The organism is Streptomyces sp. NPDC059695 (assembly GCF_042733785.1).
In the GTDB taxonomy this organism is placed as follows: Bacteria; Actinomycetota; Actinomycetes; order Streptomycetales; family Streptomycetaceae; genus Streptomyces.
The window spans coordinates 1-14,025 of the sequence record NZ_JBHWFF010000058.1 but is presented as its reverse complement, the minus strand read 5'-3'; the positions used below and the strand labels follow the sequence as shown (position 1 = coordinate 14,025).

13 protein-coding genes, 1 pseudogene and 1 riboswitch are annotated in these 14,025 nt (G+C 73.9%); of the genes and pseudogenes, 11 read left to right on the top strand and 3 right to left on the bottom strand.

The features are described 5' to 3' along the window. Positions 1-8 precede the first annotated feature (8 nt). The 9 genes from dhaL to ACFV2S_RS36530 all read left to right on the top strand — a co-directional run bounded on the left by dhaL (position 9) and on the right by ACFV2S_RS36530 (position 8,571). Positions 9-629 (top strand): dihydroxyacetone kinase subunit DhaL, encoded by a 621-nt coding sequence (dhaL, locus tag ACFV2S_RS36570; RefSeq protein ID WP_385570195.1) that lies wholly within the window; start codon positions 9-11, stop codon positions 627-629. Beyond that, a complete protein-coding gene (locus ACFV2S_RS36565) occupies positions 626-1,048 on the top strand; it encodes a PTS-dependent dihydroxyacetone kinase phosphotransferase subunit DhaM (protein WP_385570192.1) in 423 nt (140 codons plus the stop codon). The genes dhaL and ACFV2S_RS36565 overlap by 4 nt, the downstream gene beginning before the upstream one ends. A 50-nt stretch (positions 1,049-1,098) precedes the next feature. Beyond that, positions 1,099-1,333, top strand: a riboswitch (cobalamin riboswitch). A gap of 28 nt (positions 1,334-1,361) precedes the next feature. Next, positions 1,362-2,060 carry an energy-coupling factor ABC transporter permease gene (locus tag ACFV2S_RS36560; RefSeq protein ID WP_385570188.1) on the top strand — a complete coding sequence of 233 codons (699 nt, stop codon included), beginning with the start codon at positions 1,362-1,364 and terminating at the stop codon, positions 2,058-2,060. Further along, the gene (locus tag ACFV2S_RS36555; RefSeq protein WP_385570184.1) at positions 2,057-2,704 is read left to right on the top strand and encodes an energy-coupling factor ABC transporter substrate-binding protein; all 648 of its coding nucleotides are present in this window, start codon (positions 2,057-2,059) and stop codon (positions 2,702-2,704) included. Before ACFV2S_RS36560 ends, ACFV2S_RS36555 begins: the two co-directional genes overlap by 4 nt. A gap of 5 nt (positions 2,705-2,709) precedes the next feature. Next, positions 2,710-3,459 (top strand): cobalt ECF transporter T component CbiQ, encoded by a 750-nt coding sequence (gene cbiQ, locus ACFV2S_RS36550; protein ID WP_385570181.1) that lies wholly within the window; start codon positions 2,710-2,712, stop codon positions 3,457-3,459. Further along, positions 3,456-4,319 (top strand): ATP-binding cassette domain-containing protein, encoded by an 864-nt coding sequence (locus ACFV2S_RS36545; protein ID WP_385570178.1) that lies wholly within the window; start codon positions 3,456-3,458, stop codon positions 4,317-4,319. The genes cbiQ and ACFV2S_RS36545 overlap by 4 nt, the downstream gene beginning before the upstream one ends. Positions 4,320-4,515: 196 nt before the next feature. Then, a complete protein-coding gene (locus ACFV2S_RS36540; protein ID WP_385570175.1) occupies positions 4,516-6,531 on the top strand; it encodes an FAD-dependent oxidoreductase in 2,016 nt (671 codons plus the stop codon). 46 nt (positions 6,532-6,577) lie between these two features. Next, positions 6,578-7,150 carry a PadR family transcriptional regulator gene (locus tag ACFV2S_RS36535; protein WP_385570172.1) on the top strand — a complete coding sequence of 191 codons (573 nt, stop codon included), beginning with the start codon at positions 6,578-6,580 and terminating at the stop codon, positions 7,148-7,150. A gap of 23 nt (positions 7,151-7,173) precedes the next feature. Beyond that, a complete protein-coding gene (locus ACFV2S_RS36530) occupies positions 7,174-8,571 on the top strand; it encodes an FAD-dependent oxidoreductase (RefSeq protein ID WP_385570168.1) in 1,398 nt (465 codons plus the stop codon). A gap of 35 nt (positions 8,572-8,606) precedes the next feature. Here ACFV2S_RS36530 and ACFV2S_RS36525 read toward each other — a convergent pair whose 3' ends face one another. Next, complete coding sequence (locus ACFV2S_RS36525; protein ID WP_385570165.1) at positions 8,607-9,947, bottom strand: DUF2252 domain-containing protein; 1,341 nt, start codon at positions 9,945-9,947, stop codon at positions 8,607-8,609. Positions 9,948-10,130: 183 nt separating this feature from the next. On the opposite strand from ACFV2S_RS36525, the gene ACFV2S_RS36520 reads away from it, so the two are divergent. Then, positions 10,131-10,895, top strand: a complete 765-nt coding sequence (locus ACFV2S_RS36520; protein WP_385570161.1) for a GntR family transcriptional regulator — start codon at positions 10,131-10,133, stop codon at positions 10,893-10,895. A gap of 51 nt (positions 10,896-10,946) precedes the next feature. On the opposite strand, the gene ACFV2S_RS36515 is transcribed toward ACFV2S_RS36520, so the two are convergent. Next, on the bottom strand, positions 10,947-12,479 hold the full coding sequence (locus ACFV2S_RS36515) for an amino acid permease (RefSeq protein ID WP_385570156.1): 1,533 nt from the start codon (positions 12,477-12,479) through the stop codon (positions 10,947-10,949). 68 nt (positions 12,480-12,547) lie between these two features. After that, on the bottom strand, positions 12,548-13,522 hold the full coding sequence (locus tag ACFV2S_RS36510; RefSeq protein WP_385570152.1) for a hypothetical protein: 975 nt from the start codon (positions 13,520-13,522) through the stop codon (positions 12,548-12,550). Between the two features lie 302 nt (positions 13,523-13,824). On the opposite strand from ACFV2S_RS36510, the pseudogene ACFV2S_RS36505 reads away from it, so the two are divergent. Continuing rightward, positions 13,825-14,025 (top strand): annotated as a pseudogene (locus ACFV2S_RS36505) (carbohydrate kinase); the annotation flags it as partial.

Here is a 14,025-nt window from a genome sequence, read left to right as displayed (position 1 = left end):
GGAGCGACATGACGGAGACGTTCGGCGCCGGGTTCCTGGTGCGCTGGCTGGCCGCGGTGGCCGAGGACGTCGACCGGGAGGCGGACCGGCTCACCGAGCTGGACTCGGCCATCGGCGACGCCGACCACGGCGCCAATCTGAGGCGGGGCTTCGCCGCCGTGGCGGAGATCCTGGCCAAGGAGCCGCCGGAGAGTCCGGGCGCGGTGCTGACCGCCGCCGGGCGGCAGCTGATCTCCACGGTCGGCGGCGCCTCGGGGCCGCTGTACGGGACGCTGCTGCGGCGCGCGGGGAAGGCCCTGGGCGAGGACGCGCAGGTCAGCCGGGTGCGGTTGGCGGAGGCCCTCGACGCCGGGGTGGCCGCCGTGTCACAGCTGGGCGGTGCCCGGGTCGGGGACAAGACGATGCTGGACGCGCTCGTGCCGGCCGTCGAGGGGCTGCGGAGCTCGTACGAGGCGGCCCGGACCGCCGCCGCGGACGGCGCCCTCGCGACCGTACCCCTCCAGGCGCGCAAGGGCCGGGCCAGTTATCTCGGGGAGCGGTCGATCGGCCACCAGGACCCGGGGGCGACGTCGTCGGCGCTGCTGTTCGCGGCGCTCGCCGACACCGCACGCGCGCAGGGAGCGCGATGAGCCCCGCGCCCGGGACCGCCGCCCCGGTCGGCATCGTGCTCGTCTCGCACAGCGCGGCGGTCGCGACGGCGGTGGCCGAGCTGGCCCGAGGCCTGGCGGGGGGCGGCGGCCTGGCGCCGGTGCTGCCGGCGGGCGGAACCCCGGACGGGGGGCTCGGCACGAGTTCCGAGCTGATCCGCGCGGCCGCGAAGGCCGTCGACCGGGGAGCCGGGGTGGCGCTCCTCGTGGACCTGGGCAGCGCGGTCCTCACCGTGAAGGCGCTGCTCGCCGAGGGCGACGAACTGCCGGAGGGCGCACGCCTGGTGGACGCGCCGTTCGTCGAGGGCGCGGTCGCCGCGCTGGTCACGGCGAGCGCCGGCGGGGACCTCGACGCGGTGGCGGCGGCGGCCGCGGAGGCGTACGCGTACCGCAAGGAGTGAGCGTCCGCGCCGTGTGCGGGGAGTGACCGACGGGCCGCGCCGGGTGGCGACCGTGTTGTGATCCAGCAGGTCAACACACTAATGTCGCAGGGCCTTGGTGTACGGGAAACCGGTGCGGTACCGGTGCGGCCCTCGCCACTGTGATCGGGAGGTCCGGCTCCACCCCCGGGGGGAACACCTCGGGGAAGCCACTGGACCGGCGCGGGAGACCGCGACGGTGTGGGAAGGCGGAGCCGGGCCGTATGACCGTCAGCCAGGAGACCGGCCGGGGTGCGTTGTCCATCCACGAGGTGCTGGAGAGGGTCTCCCAACCATGCATATAGCCGAGGGGTATCTGCCCCCTGTGCACGCCGCCGCCTGGGGCGTCGCGGCCGCGCCGTTCGTCGCCCACGGGGTGCGCGCGCTGACCCGCGAAGTGCGGTCCAACCCCGAGTCCACCCTGCTGCTGGGGGCCTCCGGCGCCTTCACGTTCGTCCTGTCGGCGCTCAAACTGCCCTCCGTCACCGGAAGCTGCTCCCACCCGACCGGTACGGGTCTGGGCGCGATCCTCTTCCGGCCCCCGATCATGGCGGTCCTCGGCACGATCACCCTTCTCTTCCAGGCCCTGCTCCTCGCGCACGGCGGGCTGACCACCCTCGGCGCGAACGCCTTCTCGATGGCGATCGTCGGGCCCTGGGCGGGGTACGGGACGTACCGGCTGCTGCGGCGGTTCGGTGCGCCGCTGATGGTGGCCGTCTTCTTCGGCGCGTTCGTCGCCGACCTCTCCACGTACTGCGTCACCAGCGTGCAGCTGGCCCTGGCGTTCCCCGACCCCGGCAGCGGCGTGCCCGGCGCGCTGGCCAAGTTCGGCGGGATCTTCGCCGTGACCCAGATCCCGCTCGCGGTGAGCGAGGGCCTGCTGACCGTGCTCGTCATGCGGCTGCTCACCCAGTCCAGCAAGGGCGAGCTGGTCCGGCTCGGCGTCCTCGGCCGGCCGACGGCGGAGCGCCACGAGGAGGTGGCCGCGCGATGAGCCGGAACGCGAAGATCAACACGCTGCTGCTGCTCCTCGTCGCCGCGCTCGCGGTCCTGCCGCTCGCGCTGGGCATGGGCGACCACAAGGAGGAGCCGTTCACGGGGGCGGACGCGGAGGCGGAGACCGCGATCACGGAGCTCCAGCCGGACTACAAGCCGTGGTTCAGCCCGCTGTACGAGCCGCCGTCCGGCGAGATCGAGTCGGCGCTCTTCGCCCTCCAGGCGGCGCTGGGCGCCGGTGTCCTGGCGTACTACTTCGGGCTCCGGCGCGGCCGCCGCCAGGGCGCGGCCCGCGCGGCGACGGCGACCTCCGAGGCCGCGCGGACGCAGGGCGCGACGGAGGCGGGCGGTCCCGTCGGGCACGGCGGCGGCGGCGACGGCGACGGCGACTCCGGTACGGCGGGGAAGGAACCGGCGTCCGGCACCTCGAACAGCGGGGCACCGGAATCCGCCGACGCGCACGCCGGTGCGAGGTCCGGTGCCCCGCGGCCCGGTGCGGGGTCCGCTGACCCGCGGCCCGGTGCGGGCTCCCGTGCCTCGGGCGGCGGTTCCGCCGACGGCGGGTCCCGGCCCGTCGTCGCTGACGCGGGGGTCCCCGGGGCCGACGACGGTTCCGTTCCCTTCGACGGCACGGGCGCGTAGCGCCGATGCTGCCGATCGACGCGGCGGCGCACAGCAGTCGCTGGCGCCGCCGCCATCCCGTGGAGAAGGCTCTCCTCGGCTTCGGACTGACCCTGTGCGCGGTGGCCCTGCCGCCGTGGCCCGGCGCGGTGCTCGTGGCGGCGGCCACGCTCGCGGTGCTGCTGGGTCCGGCCGGTGTGCCGGGCCCTCAGCTGTGGCGGGCGTTCCGGGTCCCGCTCGGCTTCTGCGTCACGGGCGCGGTCCCGCTGCTCTTCGAGGTCGGCGGGACACGGGGGATCGTGGCCCTCGCGCCCGACGGTCCCGTGCACGCGGGCGAGTTGCTGCTGCGGACCGCGTCCGCCTCGCTCGGGGTGCTGCTCTTCGCCTTCACCACGCCGGTGTCCGACGTGCTGCCCCGGCTGGTCCGGGCGGGCGTCCCGGCGCCGGTGGTGGACGTGGCGCTCGTGATGTACCGGATCATCTTCCTCCTGCTCGACGCGCTCACGAAGATCCGGCAGGCCCAGGCGGCCCGGCTCGGGCACACCACCCGGGCCGCGACGTGGCGTTCGCTCGCCGGTCTCGGCGCGACGACGTTCGTCCGGGCCTTCGACCGGGCACAGCGCCTGCAGTCGGGGCTCGCCGGGCGCGGTTACGACGGGACGCTGCGGGTGCTGGTGCCCGCCTGCGCGGTCTCCCGGCGGTTCCTCACGGCGACGGCCCTGCTCCTCGCGGGGCTCGTCGCCCTCACCCTCGTACTGGAAAGGTTCCTTCCGTGACGTCTCCGACCCCCGTCGTGGAGCTGGTGAAGGCGGGTTTCGCCTACGAGGACGGGCCCGCGGTCCTCTCGGGCGTCGACTTCGCGGTGGCGGAGGGACGCGCGATCGCGCTCCTCGGCCGCAACGGGAGCGGCAAGACGACGCTGCTGCGGCTGCTCAGCGGGGGGCTGCGCTGCGGGAGCGGGTCGCTGCTCCTGGACGGGGCGGAGGTCGCGTACGACCGGAAGGGGCTGACCCGGCTGCGGACCACGGTGCAGCTGGTCGTGCAGGATCCGGACGACCAGCTGTTCGCCGCCTCGGTCGGTCAGGACGTGTCGTTCGGTCCGACGAACCTGGGGCTGCCGGAGGAGGAGGTACGGCTCCGGGTGCGGGAGGCCCTGGAGGCGCTGGACATCGTGGCGCTGGAGGACCGGCCGACGCACCTGCTGTCGTACGGGCAGCGGAAGCGGGCCGCGATCGCGGGCGCCGTGGCGATGCGGCCCCGGGTGCTGATCATGGACGAGCCGACGGCCGGGCTGGACCCGCACGGGCAGGAGCGGCTGCTCGACGCGCTCGAACGGCTCCGCGCGGCGGGGACGACGGTGGTGATGGCGACGCACGACGTGGATCTGGCGCTGCGCTGGGCCGACGGGGCGGCGGTGCTCTCCCCCGCCGGGCTGCGCACGGGGCCGGTCGCCGAGCTCCTCGCGGACGACGCCCTGCTGGAGGCGGCCCGGCTGCGCCGTCCGTGGGGCACGTCGGTGGCCCGTCTGCTGCGCGCCCACGGCCTGCTGGGCGCGGACGCGCCGGAGCCCCGGACGCCGGAGGACCTGGACGCGTGGGTGGCCGCGGAGGCGAGCGGCGCCCGCGGCTCCTCCTGAGCCCCGGAGCCTCCCGGGGCTCACGGTGGGTCCCTGAGGGCGGGGCTCCTCCTGGGTCCCGGAGCCTCCCGGGGCTCGCGCAGCTTTGCTACCGAGTAGTAGACATCACGCTCCGAATCTTCTGCAACTAGTTGCAGAAGGCCTCCGGGGTCCCCTAGAACTGAGGTCGACGACCCCTGCGCGAGGAGACGCCCCCATGACCCCGTACCCGCACCTGCTGAGCCCGCTCGACCTCGGGTTCACCACCCTGCCCAACCGCGTGATCATGGGGTCGATGCACGTCGGCCTGGAGGAGACCGAGCACGGCTTCGCGCGCATGGCCGCCTTCTACGCGGAGCGCGCCCGGGGCGGCGCCGGCCTCATCGTCACCGGCGGCATCGCGCCCAACGAGGCCGGCCGGCCCTGGGACGGCGGCGCCAAGCTCACCACCGCCGAGGAGGTCGCCGAGCACCGTCTGATCACCGACGCCGTGCACGCCGAGGGCGGCCGGATCGCGATGCAGATCCTGCACTTCGGCCGGTACGCCTACCACCCCGGCCTGGTCGCCCCCAGCCCCCTCAAGGCCCCCATCAGCCCCTTCGCGCCGAACGAGCTGTCCGACGCCGAGGTCGAGCAGACGGTCGAGGACTACGCGCGCTGCGCCGAGCTCGCCAAGGAGGCCGGGTACGACGGCGTCGAGGTGATGGGCTCCGAGGGCTACCTCATCAACGAGTTCATCGCCTCGGCCACCAACGTCCGCACCGACCGCTGGGGCGGCTCGTACGAGAACCGGGTCCGCTTCCCGCTGGAGATCGTCCGCCGGATCCGCGAGCGGGTCGGCGCGGACTTCATCCTGGTCTACCGCCTCTCCATGCTGGACCTCGTCCCCGGCGGCTCGACCCTGGAGGAGGTCGTCCGGCTCGCCAAGGAGATCGAGGCGGCCGGCGCGACCATCATCAACACCGGCATCGGCTGGCACGAGGCGCGCATCCCCACCATCGCGACCTCCGTGCCGCGCGGCGCCTACACCTGGGTGACGAAGAAGCTGATGGGCGCGGTGTCCGTGCCGCTCGTCACCTCCAACCGCATCAACACCCCCGAGGTCGCCGAGGAGATCCTCGCCGACGGCCGCGCCGACCTGGTCTCGCTGGCCCGACCGTTCCTCGCCGACCCCGCCTTCGTCGCCAAGGCGACGGCCGGCCGCGCGGACACGATCAACACCTGCATCGGCTGCAACCAGGCCTGCCTGGACCACACCTTCAGCCTGAAGATCACCTCCTGCCTGGTCAACCCGCGCGCCTGCCACGAGACCGAGCTGGTCCTCTCCCCCACCCGGCTCGCCAAGCGCGTCGCGGTCGTCGGCGCGGGCCCGGCCGGACTCTCCTGCGCGGTGTCCGCGGCCGAGCGCGGCCACTCCGTGACCCTCTTCGACGGCGCGTCCGAGATCGGCGGCCAGCTGAACATCGCCAAGCGGGTTCCGGGCAAGGAGGAGTTCGACGAGACGCTGCGCTACTTCCGCGTCCAGCTCGCCGAGCACGGCATCGACGTCCGCCTGAACACGTACGTGTCCGCCGCCGACCTGGAGGGCTACGACGAGGTCGTCGTCGCCACCGGCGTCACCCCCCGCACCCCCGGGATCGCCGGCGAGGACCACCCGAGCGTCCTCAGCTACCTCGACGTGCTCCGGGACGGCGCGCCGGTCGGCGACCGGGTCGCGATCATCGGCGCGGGCGGCATCGGCTTCGACGTCGCCGAGTTCCTCACGGACGGCGGCGAGGGCGCCAGCCAGGACCCCGAGACGTACTTCCGCCAGTGGGGCGTCGACACCTCCTACGAGAACCGCGGCGGACTGCGCGCGCCCGAGCGGAACGCGCCGCCGCGCCAGGTCCACCTGCTCCAGCGCAAGACCACCAAGGTCGGCGCCGGCCTGGGCAAGACGACCGGCTGGATCCACCGCACCGAGCTCAAGCACCGGGGCGTCACCATGGTCGCGGGCGTCTCGTACGAGCGGATCGACGACGCGGGGCTGCACGTCACCGTCGACGGCGAGCCGCAGCTCCTGCCCGTCGACACGGTCGTGCTCTGCGCGGGCCAGGAGCCGCGCCGCGCCCTCTACGAGGAGCTGGTCGCCGCGGGCCGCCCGGCGCACCTGATCGGCGGGGCGGACGTCGCCGCCGAGCTGGACGCCAAGCGGGCGATCGACCAGGGCACCCGGCTCGCCGCCACCCTGTGACCCTCGCCCCGTGATCGGCACGGCCGGCCGAACCTAGGATGCGAGCATGTCCCTCCCGCACGCGATCCTCACCGCGCTGCTCGAAAAGCCGTCCTCCGGCCTCGAACTGACGCGCCGCTTCGACAAGTCGATCGGCTACTTCTGGTCGGCCACGCACCAGCAGATCTACCGCGAGCTCGGGAGGCTGGAGCAGGCGGGGCACATCCGCGCCCTGCCCGCTCCGGTGCCCGCGCGGGGGCAGAGGAAGGAGTACGAGGTGCTGCCCGCGGGCCGCGCGGAGCTCGGCGACTGGGTGGGCAGGGCCGAGGACCCGAAGCCGCTCCGGTCCGCCCTGCTGCTGCGGATGCGGGCGGCGGCGATGGTCGGCTCGGAGGGGCTGCGGGCCGAACTGTCACGCCACCTGTCCCTGCACCGGGCGCAGCTGGACGAGTACCTCCTGATCGAGGCCCGGGACTTCCCCGCCGAGCGCCGCCGCACCGAACCGGACCGGCTGCGGCACCTGGTCCTGCGGGGCGGGGTGGATCTGGAGCGGTTCTGGGTGGAGTGGCTGACCGGCGCTCTGGCCGAGCTGGGCGCGGGCGACGGGGACCCCATCGGCGTGGATACTGGTGAGTTGTAGTTCCACGACACGAAAGGGCGGGTATGGCCGACGACTTGGGGCGCCGCGCGACACGTCACGCGGTGGTCATCGGGGGAAGTCTCGCTGGACTGCTTGCCGCTCGGGTGCTCGCCGAGCACGCGGAGAAGGTCACGGTCGTCGAGCGCGACCGCTACCCGGAGGGTCCCGACGCCCGGCCCGGCGTCCCGCAGGGCCGGCACATCCACGTCCTCATCCCCGGCGGGCAGACGGCGCTCGACGAGCTGCTCCCGGGCTTCACGGAGGAGCTGGAGGAGCTCGGCGCCCCGAAGGTGGGCGTCCCCGAGGACATGGTCCAGTGGCAGAACGGCAAGTGGTTCCGCCGCAGCTCCGCGACCTCGCACTTCTCCACCGGCGCCCGGCCCCAGCTGGAGTGGCTGGTGCGGCGGCGGGTCCTCGCCGACCCGCGCATCGACGTCGTCGAGGGTACCGAGACCGTGGGCCTGACCGGCGACTCCTCGCGGGTCAGGGGCGTCCGGCTGCGCGAGCGCGGCGCCGGGGGCGGGGCCGCGAAGGAGGTCCGGACGCTGGAGGCCGATCTCGTCGTGGACGCCTCCGGGCGGTCGACGAAGGCCGCGGACTGGCTGGCCGGCATCGGCGCGGAGGCCCCGCACGAGGAGACCCTCGACACGGGCCTGGCCTACTCCACCCGCGTCTACCGCGCCCCCGCCGAGGACCCGCGCACCGACGCCCTCGGCTACAACATCGTGCCCAACCCGACCCAGGTGTACGGCGGTGTGGTGCTGCCCCTCGGCGACGGGCGGCACCTGGTCACGCTCTCCGGGCTGCGCGGCGACGAACCGCCCACCGAGGAGGGCGCGTTCGAGGAGTACGCGAAGCGGCTCCCGCACCCGGTGGTCGCCGAGTGGCTGTCCCGCGCCGAGCCGGATTCCCCGGTGTACGGCTTCCGCGGGACCGCCAACGTCCGGCGCCGCTACGACCGTCCGGGCAGGCGCCCGGCCGGCTTCCTCGCCACCGGAGACGCGCTGTGCGCCTTCAACCCGATCTACGGGCAGGGCATGGCCGTCGCCGCGCTCAGCGCGGTCGCGCTGCGCAGGGCCCTGGCCGACCCGAGGCGGACGCCGACCACCCGTGGGGTGCAGCAGGCGCTGTTCGACGCCTCGAAGCAGGCCTGGGACATCTCGGCCGGTGCCGACAAGAAGATGCCGGGCGCCACCGGTGACGCGGTGCGGCCCGGTCCGATGGACAAGGTGGCCGGCTGGTACCTGGGCCGGGTCGCGGAGCGGGCCCCGGGCGATCCGCTCGTGGGGACGCCGTTCCGCGCGGCGCTCACCCTGGCTGCCCCGCTGTCGGTCCTGTTCGCCCCGGCGGTGGTCAGGGCGGTGCTCTTCGGCCCGGTGGCCCGGACACCGGCGGAGCCTCCCCTGCGCCGGGACGCTTAGCCCGTACGGGTGATGTCGGTGCCCCCGGGAGCGGCTCAGGCGCCGGGGGACGCCGTCACCATGCCGGCCGCTATCGCCGCGCCGAGGACCGCGTAGTCGTCGGCGTTCTGTCCCGCGTAGGCGAGCGCGAAGTCGGCCACGGCGCGGTCGAAGACGTCCGCGCCGCCGAGGTAGGCGGCGATGGCGACCCGGTCGCCGGAGCGTGCGTGGGCGCGGGCCAGGGCCCGGCCGCAGAGCCGCGCGTAGTCCCGCAGGGTGGCGGGGGACATGCTCTCCACCTCGGCGGAGCCCTTCATGTCGCGCAGCTGCCGCCAGTAGAAGTGGCGCTGCTCGGGTCCCGTCATCCAGCCGAGGAAGATGTCGCTCGCGGCCTGGGTGAGCCGCTGGCCCGCGACGACGCGGCGGCCCTGGTGGGGGTAGGCGGTCGGCGACAGGTACGGCTCCAGGGCGGAGCGGCCCGCCTCCTTGATCTGGAGGATGAGCGGGTCGCTGTCGTCCCGCCCTTCGAGGAGGAGGACGAAGCAGCGCGTGCCGACACTGCCGACGCCGACGACCTTCCGGGCCGCGTCGAGGAAGTGGTAGCGGTCGAGGAGAACACGGCGCTCCTCGGCGAGGGAGCTGCGGTAGTCGCTGAAGATCTTGCCGAGGGTGACCCGGTCGACGTCCGTGGCGCGTTCGAGCAGCGGCGGGTCGTCGACGATGTGCCGGCGCCCGGAGCTGTCCTTCTCCGTGAGCTTGGCCAGGGCCTGGAGGCTCGTGCGCCGCCGGGCGCCGGCGAGCCGCTTGGTGAGGCGGGCGCGGTCCTCGCTGCGGACGACGTGGAGGATGTCGTCGGCGGAGATCCGCTCGTACCAGACCTCGAGCTCTCCGAGGCCGGCGAGACGGCGCATGGTCGTGCGGTACGACTCGACGGCGACGAGCGCGGCGCGGTGGGCCTTGGGTTTGGTGCTGCCGTTCTGGAGGGCGGCGACGGTGACGCTGGCCGCGAGCCTCTTCACGTCCCACTCGAAGGGGCCCGGGAGGGTCTCGTCGAAGTCGTTGACGTCGAAGAGGAGCGTCCGTTCGGGTGAGGCGAAGACGCCGAAGTTGAGCAGGTGGGCGTCGCCGCAGAGCTGGACGGTGAGGCCGGTGTGGCGCTCGGCCCCGAGGTCGCCGGCCATGACCCCGGCGGCGCCGCGCAGGAAGGCGAACGGGGAGACGGCCATCCTCGCGTACCGGAGGGGGACGAGGTCGGGGAGCCGGTCCACGGACTCGCGCTCCAGGACCGCCAGCGGGTCGGGACGCTGTGACCTGGGTATCCAGCGGCCGTGGGCGGCGCGGGGAACGTGTTTGCGGGCCGCCTTGCCCAGCGCGGCGCGCTCCGACGGTGTCGTCATCCGGCCTCACCCGCCTCTTCCCGCCGACGTGGTCTCGGCGCGGTCACCTGGAACTCATTACAGGGCGCCTCGCTCGTTTCGGCCACTCTGCCGGACCGGCCTAGCAAAATGGTTTAGACCAATGATAGGAATTGATCACCCACACGACCCATGCTGTCACGCTGAGCAAAGAGAGGGTTGATCATGGCCGAGCCCGATTCCGAGGCGGTGGCGGACGTGCCGCTCTATCTCCGGGTCGCCGCCGCGCTGCGCGAGGACCTCACCCAGCGGCGCCTCTCCCCCGGCAGCCGGCTCCCGTCGGAACGATCGCTGTCCCAGCGCTACCACGTCAACCGGCAGACCGTCCGCAACGCGCTCCAACTCCTGCGGGACGAGGAGCTCGTGGTCACCGACCGGCGCGGCACCTTCGCCGCCGACGCCCAGCCCGAGACCGGGCCCGAGCCGGCCGCCCCGCCCCTCTCGGCCCGCCGCCCGACCTTCCCCGGCGGGCCACGGGCGGCCGGGGCGCTGGTGCGGGCCTCCCTCACCTGGGAACCGCCGCCCACCCCTCTGGCGCCCCGGCTCCTGCTCACCCCCGGCGAGCCGACGCTCGTCCACCGGCACACGGTGCTCGGGCCGCACGGCGGGGCGCTCCAGCGGGCGGTGTCGTGGTTCTCCCGGGCGGCCCTCGCCGAGATCCCCCAGCTCTCCCGCTACCGGCGGGGCAGGGACGGGCGGCAACAGCCCGACCTGCGGCTCCTGTACCACTGGATGCACCAGGCGGGCCTGCGGATCACCCACCGCGAGTCGGTCGGCGTGCCGCCGGCACCTGCCGCCGCGGCGGCAGGCGGCACGGCCCGGCTGGTCGTCCACCGGGTCGTCAGCGACCAGCACGGGCACGCCCTGGAGATCACGGACATCGACTTCTCGGCCCAGTCGGCGGCCTGGACCTACGAGTTCAGCGCCTGACGGCGGGACCCGGCTCCCGTCCGGTACGGGACGGCGCCGGGTGCCGCGGGGTCAGACGATGCCCTCGGCGATCTCGGCCTCCTCGCGGGCGTTCCCGTACGCGGTCGGCGTGCCGTACGAGCGGCGGGCGACGTACCACCAGACGCTGGCCAGGACGAGCACGACGGCGAGCGCGATGGCGGCGTAGTTCATGGTGTCGACGTTCACCGGGGACTTCTGCGGGAGGCAGAAGAGGACGGTCACGAACGCCACCCAGACGACGGCGATCCAGCCGATCGGCCTGCTCCAGCGGCCGAGGCTCCACGGGCCGGGGACGAAGCGGTTCCCGGCGCGCAGCCGCAGGTAGATCGGGATGGCGTACGCGGGCGTGATGCCGATGACGTTGATCGCGGTGACGGCGCCGTAGGCGGTGGCCGAGTAGAGCGAGGGGACGGCGAGCAGCGCGGCCACGGCGACCGAGAGCCAGACCGCGGGGACGGGCGTCTGGGTGCTGCCGCTGACCTTGCGCCAGAGCGCCGAACCGGGCAGGGCGTTGTCGCGGCTGAAGGCGAAGACCATGCGGCTCGCGGCGGCCACCTCGGCGTTGCCGCAGAAGAGCTGGGCGACGATCACCACGAGGAGCAGGGCGGCGGCGCCGCCGGAGCCGAGCGCGTCCAGGAAGATCTGGGCGGGCGGGACGCCGGTGGCGGTGTTCTGCGTGGCGGCGTAGTCCTGGATGGCGAAGGTCAGTCCGGCGAGGAGGGCGAAGCCGGCCAGCCACGAGACCCAGATGGCCCGGACGATGCCCTTGGCGGCGGTGACCGAGGCGTTGGAGGTCTCCTCCGAGAGGTGGGCCGAGGCGTCGTAGCCCGAGAAGGTGTACTGGGCGAGGAGCAGGCCGATCGCGGCGACGTAGAAGGGGTTGGCCCAGCCGGTGTCGTTGACGAACTCGGTGAAGACGAAGTCGACGGACTGGTGCCGGTCGGGCACGAACGCGAGCGCGCCGACGATGACCGCGACGCCGATCAGGTGCCACCAGACGCTGATCGAGTTGAGGACGCTGACGAGGCGGACGCCGAAGAGGTTGAGCCCGGCGTGCAGCAGCAGGATCGCGAGGAAGATGAGGAAGGTGGATTCCGGGGTGGGCACGAAGCCCCACTGGAGGTTGAGGAAGGCTCCGGTGAAGAGGGCGGCGCCGTAGTCGATGCCGGCGATGGCGCCGAGCAGACCGAGCAGGTTCAGCCAGCCGGTGTACCAGCCCCAGCGGCGGCCGCCGAGCCGGTCGGCCATGTAGTAGAGGGCTCCGGAGGTGGGGTACGCACTGGTGACCTCGGCGAGGGCGAGGCCCACGCACAGGACGAAGAGGCCGACGCCGACCCAGCCCCACAGCATGACGGAGGGGCCGCCGGTGCCGAGACCGAATCCGTAGAGGGTCATGCAGCCGGAGAGGACGGAGATGACCGAGAAGCTGATCGCGAAGTTGCCGAAGCCGTCCATGCGGCGGGCGAGGACGGGCTGGTAGCCGAGTTCTCTCAGTCTCGCCTCCTCGTCCTGGGACGGGGGTGGCTTGCGTATCGCGTCGATCGGGGATTCGGTGCGGGCCATGGGGACCTCCGGGGGACGGGGGCGGGAGCGGGGTGGGGGGGGAAGCAGGGGGCGCCGGGGGCCGGGCGTCAGCCGCTGAGACAGCGGGCGCGGGCGCGCAGGAAGACCTCCTCGGCGAGGGCGCGGTCGTCCGGGTGGGCGGTGCGGTAGGCCCAGGGGAGGGTGGTGTAGTACGGGCCGAGGGCCTCGAAGACCCGGGCCGCGTCGGCGAAGCGGAGGGCTCCGAAGAGGGCGTGCGCGAGGTGGTTGAGGTCGAGGAGCGAGGCCTCGCCGGTGGCGCAGAAGAAGAACCAGGTGTCGAGGGCGCGCTGGGCGTCGCGTACGGCGTCCTCGGCGACCCAGTGCAGGTCGAGGGCGCGCTCGTGGCCGCGCTCGCGCCGGTAGCGCTCGACGCGGACGTAGAGCGGAAGGGCGTGCAGGGCGGAGCCGACCGGTGCCGAACTGGCGGCCCAGTGCGCGTAGTTGACGGCCTCGGAGAGGGGGCCGGGCCGTCGGGCGTACACGAACTGGAGCATCCGGTGGTGGGCCTCGCGGTTGTGCGGGTCGCGCTTCTCCACCTCGGCGAGCAGGCCCCAGGGGCCGGGCGGCAGCATGGGCGCCGGCGGGGTGGCCCGGTGCTCGGCCATGCGCTGGCGTCCGTCCAGGGCGGCGAGGGCGATCAGGCCGATCCAGGGCACGGGATCGGCGGGCGAGCGGTCGGAGGCCTCGCGGCAGGCGGTCCAGGCCTCCTGCCAGAGCTCCCGGGTGCGGGCGTGGGCGGCGCGGTGGGCGCGCACGGCCCGCTCCACGGCGACCCGGCTGTGCATCACGGTGACGGCGAGGCTCTCGGGCTGCTCGGCCCGCCAGGCGGGTACGACGTCGGTGCCGGCGGCGACGGCGGCGAGGACCTGGGTGCGCCGGGTCCAGGCCTCCCAGTCGGAGGTCTCGTCGAGCAGCCGGGCCATGGACACCCAGCGGCCGGTCCGTAAGTCCTGGACGGCGTTGCGCAGGGCGTGGTCATGGCCGGCCGGGTGGTAGACGGGCCGGAAGCCGTGTCCGGCCATCAGGGGGTGGGGCGTGGTGTGGATGACATGGGTCCTCGGTGGATGGAGGGGGTGGTCAGTCCCCCGGCGGGCGTCCCGGCCGTTGATCGGCGATCACTATAGAGGGCGATGGATGCGACCGGTCCACTTTCTTTTGTGACAGTAACTATTAAGCCAACGACTAAATTTGACTTACTGTCAGGTACATCGGGCGACCTGACGTCGTCCCCCTCCGGGGCTTGACGAAGGCCCCGGGCGGCGGCACCCTGACCCTTTTCGGTGATCGGATGATCACGGAGCGGTCGAGCGACGGGAGCGGCGGGATGACGGGCGGAGCGGTACTCGCCGTCGATCAGGGAACGTCGGGCACGAAGGCCCTCGTCCTCTGCCCCGAGCGCGGTGTCCTCGGCACCGGGACGGCTCCGGTCCGGCCCCGGTACCTCCCCGGCGGCCTCGTCGAGGTCGACCCGCGTGAGCTGTACGACTCGGTGGTCGCCGCCGGCCGCGCGGCGCTCGCCGACGCG

Bases quoted from the DNA above. Each gene is read 5' to 3' on its own strand.
- dhaL (WP_385570195.1), top strand. From the start codon at position 9: ATGACGGAGACGTTCGGCGCCGGGTTCCTGGTGCGCTGGCTGGCCGCG.
- ACFV2S_RS36565 (WP_385570192.1), top strand. From the start codon at position 626: ATGAGCCCCGCGCCCGGGACCGCCGCCCCGGTCGGCATCGTGCTCGTC.
- ACFV2S_RS36560 (WP_385570188.1), top strand. From the start codon at position 1,362: ATGCATATAGCCGAGGGGTATCTGCCCCCTGTGCACGCCGCCGCCTGG.
- ACFV2S_RS36555 (WP_385570184.1), top strand. From the start codon at position 2,057: ATGAGCCGGAACGCGAAGATCAACACGCTGCTGCTGCTCCTCGTCGCC.
- cbiQ (WP_385570181.1), top strand. From the start codon at position 2,710: ATGCTGCCGATCGACGCGGCGGCGCACAGCAGTCGCTGGCGCCGCCGC.
- ACFV2S_RS36540 (WP_385570175.1), top strand. From the start codon at position 4,516: ATGACCCCGTACCCGCACCTGCTGAGCCCGCTCGACCTCGGGTTCACC.
- ACFV2S_RS36535 (WP_385570172.1), top strand. From the start codon at position 6,578: ATGTCCCTCCCGCACGCGATCCTCACCGCGCTGCTCGAAAAGCCGTCC.
- ACFV2S_RS36530 (WP_385570168.1), top strand. From the start codon at position 7,174: ATGGCCGACGACTTGGGGCGCCGCGCGACACGTCACGCGGTGGTCATC.
- ACFV2S_RS36525 (WP_385570165.1), bottom strand. From the start codon at position 9,947: ATGACGACACCGTCGGAGCGCGCCGCGCTGGGCAAGGCGGCCCGCAAA.
- ACFV2S_RS36520 (WP_385570161.1), top strand. From the start codon at position 10,131: ATGGCCGAGCCCGATTCCGAGGCGGTGGCGGACGTGCCGCTCTATCTC.
- ACFV2S_RS36515 (WP_385570156.1), bottom strand. From the start codon at position 12,479: ATGGCCCGCACCGAATCCCCGATCGACGCGATACGCAAGCCACCCCCG.
- ACFV2S_RS36510 (WP_385570152.1), bottom strand. From the start codon at position 13,522: ATGGCCGGACACGGCTTCCGGCCCGTCTACCACCCGGCCGGCCATGAC.